The sequence below is a fragment of the Ferruginibacter profundus genome, from assembly GCF_054783275.1.
The window spans coordinates 886,773-900,145 of sequence record NZ_BAAGQW010000003.1; the positions used below are offsets into that span (position 1 = coordinate 886,773).

The 13,373-nt window shown below is 38.7% G+C and carries 9 protein-coding genes; 4 read left to right on the forward strand and 5 right to left on the reverse strand.

Annotated elements, in window-relative coordinates; translation table 11 throughout:
• The first annotated feature begins 11 nt into the window (after window positions 1-11).
• From ACYVM0_RS23545 to ACYVM0_RS23560, 4 genes are all read left to right on the forward strand, one after another.
• Window positions 12-314, forward strand: coding sequence for a hypothetical protein (locus ACYVM0_RS23545; RefSeq protein WP_460561280.1), 303 nt, complete (start codon window positions 12-14; stop codon window positions 312-314).
• 9 nt (window positions 315-323) lie between these two features.
• Window positions 324-2,909, forward strand: coding sequence for an MGH1-like glycoside hydrolase domain-containing protein (locus ACYVM0_RS23550; protein WP_460561282.1), 2,586 nt, complete (start codon window positions 324-326; stop codon window positions 2,907-2,909).
• Between the two features lie 47 nt (window positions 2,910-2,956).
• Window positions 2,957-3,751 carry a hypothetical protein gene (locus ACYVM0_RS23555; RefSeq protein WP_460561284.1) on the forward strand — a complete coding sequence of 265 codons (795 nt, stop codon included), beginning with the start codon at window positions 2,957-2,959 and terminating at the stop codon, window positions 3,749-3,751.
• A 120-nt stretch (window positions 3,752-3,871) separates the two neighbouring features.
• Entirely contained in the window at window positions 3,872-4,387 is a 516-nt protein-coding gene (locus ACYVM0_RS23560; RefSeq protein ID WP_460561286.1) for a DUF421 domain-containing protein, read from the forward strand.
• A gap of 99 nt (window positions 4,388-4,486) precedes the next feature.
• Here the strand turns inward: ACYVM0_RS23560 and ACYVM0_RS23565 are convergent, their stop codons facing one another.
• The 5 genes from ACYVM0_RS23565 to ACYVM0_RS23585 all read right to left on the reverse strand — a co-directional run bounded on the left by ACYVM0_RS23565 (window position 4,487) and on the right by ACYVM0_RS23585 (window position 13,290).
• On the reverse strand, window positions 4,487-8,041 hold the full coding sequence (locus ACYVM0_RS23565; RefSeq protein ID WP_460561288.1) for an efflux RND transporter permease subunit: 3,555 nt from the start codon (window positions 8,039-8,041) through the stop codon (window positions 4,487-4,489).
• Window positions 8,042-8,110: 69 nt separating this feature from the next.
• Window positions 8,111-9,331 carry an efflux RND transporter periplasmic adaptor subunit gene (locus ACYVM0_RS23570; RefSeq protein ID WP_460561290.1) on the reverse strand — a complete coding sequence of 407 codons (1,221 nt, stop codon included), beginning with the start codon at window positions 9,329-9,331 and terminating at the stop codon, window positions 8,111-8,113.
• Window positions 9,332-9,363: 32 nt separating this feature from the next.
• Window positions 9,364-10,767 carry a TolC family protein gene (locus ACYVM0_RS23575; protein WP_460561292.1) on the reverse strand — a complete coding sequence of 468 codons (1,404 nt, stop codon included), beginning with the start codon at window positions 10,765-10,767 and terminating at the stop codon, window positions 9,364-9,366.
• Window positions 10,745-11,383 carry a TetR/AcrR family transcriptional regulator gene (locus tag ACYVM0_RS23580; RefSeq protein ID WP_460561294.1) on the reverse strand — a complete coding sequence of 213 codons (639 nt, stop codon included), beginning with the start codon at window positions 11,381-11,383 and terminating at the stop codon, window positions 10,745-10,747. The genes ACYVM0_RS23575 and ACYVM0_RS23580 overlap by 23 nt, the downstream gene beginning before the upstream one ends.
• Before the next feature lie 167 nt (window positions 11,384-11,550).
• On the reverse strand, window positions 11,551-13,290 hold the full coding sequence (locus tag ACYVM0_RS23585) for an ATP-binding protein (RefSeq protein WP_460561296.1): 1,740 nt from the start codon (window positions 13,288-13,290) through the stop codon (window positions 11,551-11,553).
• Between the last annotated feature and the right edge of the window lie 83 nt (window positions 13,291-13,373).

Here is a 13,373-nt window from a genome sequence, read left to right on the forward strand (position 1 = left end):
CTATTTTGCTGATGGTTAATAAAGATCATAAGTCGCCACATATTTTAAATGCATCATCCAATTTGCTGGGTATTTGTTTTGTGGTGCTAACTTCCCTGAAGGTTTTAAATATTTCCGAAAAATCTTTGATCGATGAATTTACCACTGCTGCTATCATTTTATTTATGGCCAGTTGTATACTTTCGTTTTTATCCATCAGGGGAAACATAAAAAATGAAAGCCGGCTGGAAAATATCGCAGACTTTTTTTTTCTTGCAGGCATTTCACTTTTATTTATTACCACATTATTATTTTCTTTTAAAATTATATACTAATAGCCCATCATGACCGAAGAGCAGGCAAGATTAAATGAATACCATGCCGGCAAAAAAAACTGGCTGCACTGGGGTTGCTACCTCAGCGAAAGACAATGGGGAACCGTAAGGGAAGATTATAGCGCCGGTGGTGATGCATGGAATTACTTTCCGCACCACCAGGCCATCAGCCGTGTATACCGCTGGGGCGAAGATGGTATTGCAGGCATTAGTGATGAGCAACAATATTTATGTTTTGCATTGGCTATGTGGAACGGCAAAGACCCGATATTAAAAGAACGGTTGTTTGGCTTAACCAATGGCGAAGGCAACCATGGTGAAGATGTGAAGGAATTGTATTATTATTTAGACAATACCCCAACACACAGTTACATGAAGTACCTGTACAAGTATCCGCAGGCTGAATTTCCTTATGATGACCTGTTGGTGACCAACAGCGAACGTAATAAACAACAGCCCGAATATGAATTGTTAGATACCGGTATTTTTAATGAGCACCGGTATTTTGATATTGCAACAGAATATGCAAAAGCTGATATTGATGATATTTTGATACGGATAACAATCAGCAACCGTGCCGGTGAAGCCGCAACATTGCACCTGTTGCCTACATTGTGGTTCAGGAATACCTGGAAGTTTGGATTGACGAAAGAAAAGATCAGTATGAGCTTACAGGATGACGGCCAATCTATAAAAACACAACACGAAAATTTAGCGGCTTATTATTTTTATTTTCAACAGCCTGATAAAGTGTTATTTACCGAAAATAAAAACAATAAAAAATTATTATGGGGCACGGGTGATAAACATCCCTGCAGAAAAGATGCTTTTCATAAAGCGATCATACAAAATGATTTTAGTTTTTTAGACGATAAAAAAGAAGGTACCAAAGCATCACCCCTGTATATTTTAAATCTGGCAGCAGGGGAAAGCACCACTATTTATTTAAGGCTTACCACGCAACAACTACAGGAACCTTTTGATGATTCCTATGCTGGCTGCTTTGATAAACGTAAAGAAGAGGCTGACGCTTTTTATAAAGGATTGATAAAAGAGAATGAAACTGCACAACATGCAGCTGTAAGAAGGCAGGCATTAGCGGGTATGCTTTGGAGTAAGCAGTTTTATTATTATGATGTGGCCACCTGGTTAAAAGGCGATGCCAGGCAACCCGTTCCGCCTGCACAAAGATGGGAGGGCCGTAATGCCGGCTGGCAAGGGTTTAAAGCCGCCGATATTATCAGCATGCCGGATAAATGGGAGTATCCCTGGTTTGCTGCATGGGATCTTGCTTTTCATGCGATTGCAATTGCCGAAGTGGATATTGGTTTTGCAAAAAAACAATTGTTGCTATTGTTTGGCGACAATTATCTTTCACCCGATGGGCAATTGCCTGCCTATGAATGGAATTTCAGTGATGTGAACCCACCGGTACAGGCACTGGCTGCATTGGAAATTTGCAGGATAGAAAAAAGCAGGTTGGGAGAATCAGACCCTGAATTTTTACAAACCATTTTTCCCTTGCTGTTAAAAAATTATAACTGGTGGTTAAGCAGGGAAGATGCCAATCACAATAATGTATTTGAAGGAGGTTTTTTAGGCCTGGATAATATCAGCGTATTTGATCGCAGCAATAGATTACCCGAAGGCGGCCGCCTGGACCAAGCTGATGGTACTGCATGGATGGCTTTGTTCAGTTTAAATATGCTGGAGCTGGCTTTATTACTCTGCGAAAAAGATATGAAGTACGAAGAGGACTGCATTAATTTCTTCAATCATTTTGTACAGATTGCAGGTTCACTGCAACAAATTGCAGGGGTATGGGCAGATACTGATGTGTATGATGATGGATTTTTTTACGATGTGTTGCAGTTGCCTGATGGCAGAAGTATTCCTGTAAAGCTACGTTCTATTGCAGGCATCATTCCATTGCTGGCAGTATTATACATCAGCAAAGAGCAATTGAAAAGCGCCCCACGTTTAGCACAACTGATCAGCAATTTTGAAAATAATAATACCCGTTACCAGGTTGTTGATGATGCACCGGATAAAAATGCAGCCTTACTTTCATTATTAACTCCTCAGCAACTACAATCATTATTACCGGTTTTATTTGATGAGAACGAAATGCTTTCTCCCGGGGGTATACGCTCTGTAAGCAAGGTTTACCAAAATGGTTTTGCATTAACAATTGACGGGCAGGATTACGGCTTAAAATATATACCCGGCGAAAGTGATACTGGTATGTACGGCGGCAACAGCAACTGGCGTGGGCCGGTTTGGATGCCTTTGAATTTTTTAATTGTACGGTCTTTAAAAATTTATGCAAAATTTTACAGTAATGAAATTACATTTAATTTTTGCGGATTACCTGTTTCTATTGCAGCTGGTGCAGGTGAATTATCGCAACGACTTATGAATATGTTTGTTCCAGATGATAGTGGTAACAGGCCGATACACGGGCAATACGATATTTATCAAACCGAGTATTTTGAAGACCTGGTATTATTTTATGAGCATTTTCATGGAGAAACATCGCATGGCATCGGTGCATCGCATCAAACAGGATGGACGGGATTGGCAGCAGTTTTATAATTAGCTTTATTAAAATTTTCTTTATAGAATTTAACCTGCTTAATATTTTGAAAAGACAATTTTTATTCATCACAATGCTATGGTTTGTAAATTCCCTGCAGGCGCAGATATTAACTATTGACCAGACAGATACTTCGGCCTACGTAAAAAAATCTGTTACCAATGGCAATATTTCCATTTCGCTGGAAGGTGATAAACAAAAGACTTTATTATTGGATGCCACTAATGCCCTGAATTTTCAATTGCAACACTATAAAGAATTACTGATACTGGCTGCCAGCTATCGCTTTACCTATGATGGGGGGCAGGATTTTCTTAATTCGGGTTATGTTCATTTGCGCTGGCGACACAATTATAAAAATACCTGGCAGCCGGAAACTTTTGTGCAATACCAATGGGATAATTCCAGGGGTATGCTGAAACGTTTTATTACAGGAGAAAATGCACGCTATGGTTTCTGGCATAAAAATAACTGGGAGCTGAGTGTTGCTTCGGGCATTATGTACGAAACGGAAACCTGGAATTATACTGCCGTTGATTCTGCATTAAAGCCAGCCATAGAAAAAAATCAAACCACCAGCTTATTAAAATCCAATAATTATGTAAAACTCGAAGGCAAAACTTCTGCCAACAGTAATCTTTCGTTTATTGTATTTTACCAGGCGCCATTCAGTAATTTCTTTACCCATTACCGTATTGCCAACAGCGTAAGATTCAGTGTAAGCTTTAGTAAACATTTTGATTTTGCCATCGCCTTTTCCAGTTTGTATGATTCAAAGCCGGTAGTGCCGATAGGAAAATTTTATTATAATTTTTCCAATGGTATTGCTTATAAATTTTAGCGCTTTTTTTGATGATGCCGCTTTAAGAAGGGGCATATAAAATGATATCACCAGATCACTGAAATATATTTTACTTTAGTGAAGTATATACAACAGGTAACATTGCTTAAAATATAATTTATGAACCAGGTACTCCCTTATCTTATCATTGCAGGTAAATCTGTAGCGGTATATCTTTTTATCATTGCTGCCATTCGTTTTTTTGGTAAAAAGGAATTGGCACAGCTTTCTGTAATTGACCTGGTATTTATTTTACTGATCAGTAACAGTGTGCAAAATGCAATGGTGGGTAACGATACTTCTTTGCCCGGAGGAATTGTGGCAGCACTGGGTTTATTTATTGCCAATTATATTTTCAAATTCTTCCTGCGAAAATCTCAAAAATTCAGCAGTATAGTACAGGGAGAAAAAATCGTTTTAGTACAGGATGGCAAAGTGTTACAAATGGGGCTGAAACATGCCATGATGTCGGTGGATGAATTGGACAGGGCAATAAGAGAACATGGTGTAACCGATGTTGCAAAAGTTGATCTTGCTGTTTTAGAGGTAGACGGCAATATCAGCATTTTATCCAACGATTATAAACACAAAACAGTAAAGCCAAGAAAAAAGCCGCAACTCTCTCATAATCCTTAAGAATTAAAAAAAAAAATTATCCGTGGCAAAAAAAAGCTGTTCATTGCTGAACAGCTTCCTGTAAAAAATCCTGCTTCCCCTTTAATCAAACGCCCTGTTTTATTTTGGGTTCTTCAATGTGCCATTCCAGACTTTTTTGCCCTGCAGTCTTTTTACCAGGTACATAATACCCACAAAGATGAAAAAGAATGGTCCTGCAAAGCCTAACAGACCTATAAATTTAGTGCCATAAAATCTTTCCATCGGGCGGCGCAATCTTTCAGAAATAAGGTACATACTGGGTACCATTATTAAAGTAAGGAAGAATGCGAATATTAAACCGAATATCATCGTCCAGCTTAAAGGCCCCCAGAACACCACGCTATCACCACCAAGGAAAATATGCGGATTCAAATGCTGGAAGAAAGATACGAAATCAATATTAAAACCAACTGCCAGTGGCAACAGGCCCAGTATGGTTGCAATGGCGGTAAGCATTACCGGTATGATACGGATCTTACCGGCTTCTATGGCCGCATCCCTTGTGCGCATGCCCCTGCCCCTTAACTCATCAGTGAATTCTATCAGTAAGATACCATTCTTAATAACAATACCTGCCAATGCAATGATACCTACACCGAGCATGATCGTTGCTATCGTCATACCTGTAAATGCGTAGCCCAGCAATACACCTATGATACTGAAGAAAATTTCGGTGATCACAATAAATGGTTTACTGATACTATTAAACTGCAATACCAATATCATGAATATAATAGCTAAAGCTCCTAACAATGCATAAAACAAAAACGTACTGGTTTCTTTTTCCTGCTCACTTTGCCCGCTTAGTTTCAGCGTAACATCAGATGGGATTTTATTTTTCGCTTTAAAATCATCCAGCTTAAGCTGCAACTCTGCATTTATTGGCCCTACCATGGTTGGGTCAAGAACATTACTTTGTAATTGTATGGTACGTTTTACGTTCTTACGTTTTATGGCACCTGTGGCAGTAGTATAATCCAGACTTGCTACTGCACTGATAGGAATACTTTTCACCCTCATGGTATTCATATCCATAAAGGTTATACGCATATTCATCAGGTCTGTTATATTATGGCGCACCAGGTCTGTTGTACGTAACTGAATTTTGTATTCATCTTCACCATCTTTTAATTTACTTACTTCTTTACCAAATAAAGCCGTACGTAATTCCATACCAATCTGCCCGGTACTCAATCCTTCCATCATTGCTTTTTCCCTGTCTACATTAATGGTAATTTCCGGACTGTTCAGATCCACATCCATCTGTAAATTTTCAATACCGTTGATCTGGTTGGTATCCATGTAGTGCGACAGGTCGTTAGCTACTTTTGCAATACTTTCAAAATTATCACCCTGTACTTCAATGTTTACCGGTGGATCTGTTGGCGGCCCGCCATCTTCCTGTGCCACTTCAATACTGGCGCCGGGTATACCCGTCATCTGCCTGCGTATCTCTTCTTTAAACGGCAAGGTCTTTTTACCTTCCCTCTTATCATACTCCACAAACGAAACCTGTATACGGCCTAAGTTAGGTTGTACGCTCCTGTTATTATCTCTTGGATTGTTTGCACTTACCGCTACGTTGGTAATGATACTTTCTACAATACCGCCCGGGATAGTGGGTAATTCTTTTGCTAATATTTTTTGTACCCTGCCTTCCAGTACATGCGTAACACTATCTGTGTATTTAACATCTGTACCAACAGGTAATTTTAAGTACACATAAATAAAATTAGGATCGCCGCTGGGGAAGAATGTTGATTTATTACCCCTTGCCATTAATAATAATATGGCAACAATAAACAAACCAAACAATGATGCAAATGCCCATACCGGCCTCCAGCCCACCAACACCCATTTCAATAATCTTTCGTAATGATTCATCAGCCATGGCAGTGCTTTCTTTTGAAAAGCGTGTATGGCATCGTTCAATACATAAGCATTAAGTATCATCAGCAATGCCATCATTAAAAGAAAGTTGGCTGTGCCATGAAAGCCTGGTACATGTAATAATATTCCGGCTATTGCAAAAATGATAAACCATTTATTGGTCCAGATAGCACGTTTTGGTTTTTCATATTCCTTTCCCTCCGGCTTCATAAAGCTTACCGCAAAAACCGGGTTAAAGATAAATGCTACAATTAACGATGCCGCCAGAGTAAGAATAAGCATGGTAGGTAAGTAGATCATAAACTTACCGATTAACCCTTTCCATAATAATAAAGGGAAGAATGGCGCCAGTGTAGTGGCAGTACCTGCAAGCACCGGAATAAAAACTTCACCTGCTGCTTCTTTCGCACTTCGTACAATTGGCACTTTACCATTATTATAAATACGGTGCGTATTTTCTATTACCACAATGGCATCATCCACAATAATACCAAGCCCCAGCAGCAATGCAAAGAGTACGATAAAGTTCAGGGTAACTGTTGTACCGATTATTCCATCAGCCAGTGGCAAAAACATAAATGCAACAAACACACTCAGCGGTACACTTAATGCCACAAAGAAGGCATTGGTAACACCCATAAAAAACATGAGAATGATAAGCACCAATACAAAACCAATGATGATGGTATTTACCAGTTCGTTAAAAGATGTTTTAGTGGCTTTACTTAAGTCACCGGTGATTACTACATTTAAATCTTTGGGCAGATCCTGCTTATCTTTCATCTCGGCCACAATACCTTTAATTTTATCTGCAGCTTCAATCAGGTTTTCTCCTGCACGTTTTACTATATTCAGTGTTACCACATTCTTACCATCCAAACGGGCATAACTTTCTTTTTCTTTAACGGTATCTACCAGTTGAGCAATATCTCTTAAATAAACAGTGGCGCCTTGTGCACTGCTGCGAACTACAATGCTATTGAGGTTTAATGCACTTACGAATTGTCCTTTTACTTTTATGGTACGCCTCATATCACCCACTTCCAATGTACCACCTGTAACGTCCCTGTTCTCCCGGCTGATGGCATTTTCAATATCCATAAAACTTACCCTCGCCTGGCTCATTTTATAAGGATCTACATTTACCTGTATCTCACGTTCAGGCGCACCCACAATTTCTGCACGGGTAATTTCTGTCAGTTCTTCAAACCTGTCCTGGAGTTTATCGGCATACTGTTTAAGTTTAATGCCATCATAATCGCCACTCACATTCACAAACATGATGGGTAATTCACTGAATGCAAATTCCTGTACATCCGGCTCTGAAGTAAGATCAGTGGGCAGATCAGTTTTTGCCTTATCAATAGCATCTTTTACTTTTTGTTTGGCTACTTCTGTTTTTACATCCGTATCAAACTCGGTTACAATCAAACTGTAATCGGCCTGGGAGGTACTGGTAATTTTTTTAACCTTGGCACCGCTGATGCCTTTCAGTTGTTTTTCAATAGGCCTTGTTACCAGGTTCTCAATATCCTTGGGCGAATTACCGGCGTATACTGTAACTACCGAAATGGTAGGTACCACGATATCCGGAAATTGCTCCTTAGGCATGGTGTTGAATTTGATCAGTCCAAAGGCTGATATCAGCACCGCTATAATGTACACTGCAGTACGATTGTCTACAGCCCAGCTGGTAAGCCCAAACTGTTTAAATTTATCTTTTACTCCTTCTATGAAATTCATAAAAATATTTTTGTTTCGTCCCTGTCTTTAAAAAGAAAATACGTTAGTTCTGTTTATTCTGTGAAGGTGTTACAATTTTGTAGTTATTGTTTGTCCTTCATACAAATTCTGAAATCCTTCGGTAACCAATTGGTCGCCTGCTTTAAGCCCCGCTTTTATTTCCACTTTTTCGCCATATACTTCTCCAATAGCTACTGTTACACGATGTGCCGTAGTTTTACCATTGCTGCTTTGGGTAAGTACATAAACATATTTACCCGTTTCATCAGATTGTATTACGTTAACCGGAATTACAATAACATTTGCCGCTGCGTAATCAAGAATTTTTACCACTGCTGACTGGCTGGGTTTTAATATGGCATCATAAGGTATTTTTGCTTCGGCAATAAAACCTCTTTGTGATGGATCGATAGATTGACTGATCAATGAAATAGTGGAATTAACTGTTTTATTTGCATCCGGAATAAATATTTGCACCTGAGAACCTTTATGCATCCTGGTTAAATAATTTTCAGGAACATTGACAACCGCTTTTAATGATGAAGTGTTTACTATTTTTATTTGCGGAGTAGGAGGATTTGTCGGTAGCATACCTTGAAAAGTTTCTCCTACACGTATATTAACTGCGTCAGCAATACCAGAAACATCGCTATATACATTAGCAGTATTTAATTGTTCTTGTAATGTTTTGATTTGCTCTCCTGCAGATTCTAATTGATTTTCCAAACTTGTAACATTCGTTTTGGCAGAGATCAATTGAACTTCAGTACCAATGCCCTGGTCCCAAAGATTTTTCTGGCGCTGATAAATATTTTTTGCATAGTTTAATTGCGTTTTTATTCCTTCTAATTGTTGCTTCGCTGCTACTACACTCTGCCGCATAATAGCATCATCCAGTTTTAATAATAACTGGCCTTTTTTAACAAAGTCGCCTTGCTTAACATAAATTGCTTTAGCCTGGCCGCCCATTCCCCTGGGTGTTATGTAAGAAATATTTTCTGCGTCTACTTTACCCTGCAGGTCGATAAAATGCTGGAAATTTTCTGTACCCACCGGTGTTACGCTTACCAGTTTTATTTTAGCATTGTTGGCTGCATTGGTATCAATTTTTGCCAGCTCTTCCTGCAATTTTTTTATTTCTGCTTCGGTTTGTGTTTTGCCTGCTTTTAATTTTTCCAAAGCTGCTTTTTTATCATTGATAGCTGCTTCTCCCTCTTTTTTACTTCCGCCGCAACTTGCCATAATAACAGCTGCAGTAATAATTAACCCTAATGTTTTTAACTCTTTCATATTGTTAGTTTGATGCTTATTGTTTATGATGATTATAATTTTCCAACTGCTCTTAACCAGTCTATTTTTGCTGTGATGGCATCGTATAAACTGCTGTAGTAATTGGTTTGAGCTACTTTTAACTCAGTTTGTGCATTGTATATTTCCTGGTTACTGCCAAGCCCCTGCTCATATTTTTTCTTGGTGATATTGTATACATTTTCTGCAAGTACAACATTCTTCTTTTGATTATCCATTGTAAGCAATGCACTGGTCATTTTAATGCGGCTTTGCTCCACATCGTAATCAATATTTTGTTTCAGTTGTTCAATGCTGTTTTGTGTTTTTTCCAGTTCGTATTTACTTTGCTGGATAAGTGCATTCTTTTTAAACCCGTCGAACAGCGGCACAGAAATTTTTACGCCCACTAAAGAAGTAGTAAACCAATCTCCTTTTCCAAAAAAATCAAACTTACTGCGTTGTGCATTTTTACTGTAGCTACCAAACGCTGCAACAGTAGGTAGTTTGCTTAGTTTATACCGGCGAACATTATACCCGCCTAATTTTTCTGCCACAGTCAGCAACTGAAATTCTTTCCTGTCTTTATAATCGTAGCTGGCATTTAGTATATCATCCTTCAATTCTGCTTCGCTTAAAGTATCGGATAAAACCAATTGTTCTTTTTGCGGCATACCCAGCAGAAATTTTAACCCGCTGTTACCGGCAGTAAGTGCGTTAACCACTTTTTCCTTTTCTGTTTTTATATTATTCAGCTGCACTGTCACTTTATCTACATCCAGTTTTTCGGCAAACCCGTTTTTATAGATTTCTTTAGTATCGTTCAGCAGTTTTTCAAAACGTGTAATATTAGCATCCAGAGAAGCCAGCTGGCTTTGGCCAACTACCAGTTGATAATAAATCTTCATCACATTAGCTTTGATCTGCTCTTGTGTAACTGCTGCCGTCTTTTTATAATAGTCCAATACCGCACCTCTTGCCATCAGGCCAACAAATACCTGGCCGTCAAATAACAGCTGGCTTACATCTACTCCTGCATTAGCCGTCCATGGTACACCAAACTGCGCCGCTATAGTTCCAAAATCGCCGCCATTGGGAAAAGTAACAGGGTTACCGGCACCGTTTTTCACACCTTCGTCTACTAATACCTGGTAGGTAGCAGGGCTGATAAAATTGGGCAGCGATGTTACGGGGATATTAGGGTAATGTGTAAAGCCGGTACTTGCACTGGCCTGTGGATAAGCCGCAGCGGTGATCTGCCGGTTTACCTGCTCCTGCACTTTTACATCCAGCAGGGCATTCTTTACCTGTGTTGCATTCTTCATAGCGTAGTCTACAGCCTGCTTTACAGTGAATTCGTTTTTCTGCTGTGCATAAGCACCTGCAGATAATAACACCATACTTAATGCAGCGGTGTTAGTGAGCCAAAATTTTTTCATTGGTGTTCGTCTTTTTTATTCTGTCTTGTTGATATTTTGTAATTAGTTTATGCCCTTTTATTGTAGCCAGGCTAAATAAAAAGTGGATGGTTAAGGTGGTTTGCACCGTTACCATATTGTATTTGGTTTTAGGAAATACCTGTTGATTAAAAGGCAGCATAATAGTTTCCAGCCTTGCTTTAATTAATACATCTGTATTAATGTCATTACGATACAATTCATCAGTAATGCCCCATTCCAGGTTATCCTGCAGCACTTTAAACAGGAAAGTATATTTGTGCTGTTTGAATTTTTCAAATGATTTAGGATAGTATTTTTCCAGTTCAAATAAAATGGTGGGATTCATGTTCTGGAACATTTCCTGCATCATATCCATAGCCATAAACACTTCGTGGATGGCATCTTTGGCAGTTTGCCTGTCCTGCAGGCAGCATTCCTGGTTGTGATTAATAATGTCAACCATTACAGCATCCACCAGTTCATCCTTATCGGCGTAATACTGGTAAATCGTCTTTTTACTGGCCCCCATCTGCAGCGCAATTTCATCCATGGTAACGGATCTTACTCCGAATTGCATGAACAGGTCGTGGGCTTTTTGTTTAATTCTGTCTTTCAATTTTTTACTGCTTAATCGGGCACAAAACTATGGAAACTTTTCAAGTTGCCAAAGTTTCCATCACTTTTTTTTGCCACTTAACACAAAATTCATGTTGCAGGCCATAAAAAAAGCAGCCATAATGCTGCATTAAAATTGTGAGTGTGAGGAGATTAGTTGAAACTGGTTTATGCTGTAACTGCATTTAAAATAATGGTAAAACTGCTACCTGCTCCAAAATCACTTTGTACATTTATTGTTCCTCCCTGTGCTTCAATAAATTCCTTACTGATAGATAAACCCAGGCCCGTACCTTCTTTTTTGGTTCCGGGCACACGAAAATAGCGGTCGAATATTTTTTCTTTGTACTGCGGTGCAATGCCCTGCCCTGTATCAGTTACTGTAAATTCAATTTTATCTGCATAATGTTTTACCATGATGTGCACTGCAGCATTATCATACGAGTACCTTATAGCATTGGATATAAGGTTAGTCAGCACCCAGGCAGTTTTTTCTTCATCAGCCAGCACCTGCGGCAATTCATCAGGTGTTGATACTTCCAGCCTGATATTTTTTTGTTCTGCCGCAGCTTTGTTGGCATTAACGGCATAGTTTACAATCTCCTGCACATCAGTTGCTGCAAGGGCCATCTGTATATGGCCACTTTCCACCTGGGTCATATTCAGTAATTCGCCTGTTATTTTCAGTAAGCGGTTGGCATCGTCTTTAATACTGCCGATTAAATTCTTTTGTTCTTCATTTACATTACCGATCTGTTCGTTCTCCAGTAATTGCAAACTCATTTTTATAGATGAGATGGGTGTTTTTAATTCGTGTGATACCGTGGCAATAAAATTTGTCTTGGCAAAATCCAATTCTTTAAACGGTGTAATGTTTTGTAATAAAATTACATTCCCAATAAATTTTTCTTCTTTTTCTCCGGTTGGAGTTATGTTAATTGGTACCACCTGTTTCTCAAAATAACTTTCTTTATTATCAGCATAAATTTTAATGGGTTGATGTTTGGTATTATTTTTTTCGTTTGTGGCAGCAAATAAATCCTGTATCAATGAACGTATCAGGTCATTATTCACTGCCACATCCTGTATTTGTTTGCCAATTGTATCTTCGGCTTTAAGTGCTGTGATTTTAAGTGCTACCTCATTCATAAAGAGAATGTGCTTTTTTGCATCCAAACCTATTACAGGGTCTTTAATATTGCTGATGAGTGTTTCAATACGCTTTTTCTCCATCATCAGTTTTTCAATATTACTGGTTTTATATTCTTCCAGTTTTTGCGCCATGGTATTAAAGGCGTTGGCCAGGTCGCCAAATTCATTATGTTTATCAAAATGTACCCGTTTGGAATAATTCTGGGCAGCAATTTCTTTTATACTTTCCGTTAGTTCTTTTACAGGGTTGGCAATATTGCCTGGTAAATTTACCAGCAATACAAAAGCAATTAAAAAACAAAATGTACCCGCCAATGCAATCCACAAAGTAGCATCATCTGCTGTTTTTTTGGCCACAGCACTTTTACGTTCTATCGCCTGCATATTAAGCAGCATAATATCGGTAAGGTTATTATGTACGGTAGCCAACAGCACGGTATCTGCCGGATTATTTTTCAGCCTGTTAAAATTCAGCGAGAGCTGATCCGTTAATTGCTGTTCACCCGGTTCGGTAATATTATGTTGTTGCTTTTGCAAATTGCTTTCAAATTTTGCAATGCTGGTATTGGTAAAACCATCATCATTTAAAGCAATCAGCATTTGCCTGGAATAATCCAGCGTATTGTAATTAGCCACTAAGATATTTTTAGTGTCGGCTGAAAGCTTGTTGATGTAAATACTCCCGATAGCCGTTAACAACACTATCATGGCAAACAGCAAACCGATACCTAAGAAAAGTTTTGCTTTAATTTTCATTTCTATAAATTTATCATGGCCCTTTCAAAAAATATTTTTTACCCTAGAGGCATTTAACGCATTTAAGAAAACACATGGCTTTT

Coding starts and splice junctions, on each gene's coding strand:
- ACYVM0_RS23545 (WP_460561280.1), top strand. CDS start 12: ATGGTTAATAAAGATCATAAGTCGCCACATATTTTAAATGCATCATCC.
- ACYVM0_RS23565 (WP_460561288.1), bottom strand. CDS start 8,041: ATGAATTTCATAGAAGGAGTAAAAGATAAATTTAAACAGTTTGGGCTT.
- ACYVM0_RS23560 (WP_460561286.1), top strand. CDS start 3,872: ATGAACCAGGTACTCCCTTATCTTATCATTGCAGGTAAATCTGTAGCG.
- ACYVM0_RS23575 (WP_460561292.1), bottom strand. CDS start 10,767: ATGAAAAAATTTTGGCTCACTAACACCGCTGCATTAAGTATGGTGTTA.
- ACYVM0_RS23570 (WP_460561290.1), bottom strand. CDS start 9,331: ATGAAAGAGTTAAAAACATTAGGGTTAATTATTACTGCAGCTGTTATT.
- ACYVM0_RS23550 (WP_460561282.1), top strand. CDS start 324: ATGACCGAAGAGCAGGCAAGATTAAATGAATACCATGCCGGCAAAAAA.
- ACYVM0_RS23585 (WP_460561296.1), bottom strand. CDS start 13,290: ATGAAAATTAAAGCAAAACTTTTCTTAGGTATCGGTTTGCTGTTTGCC.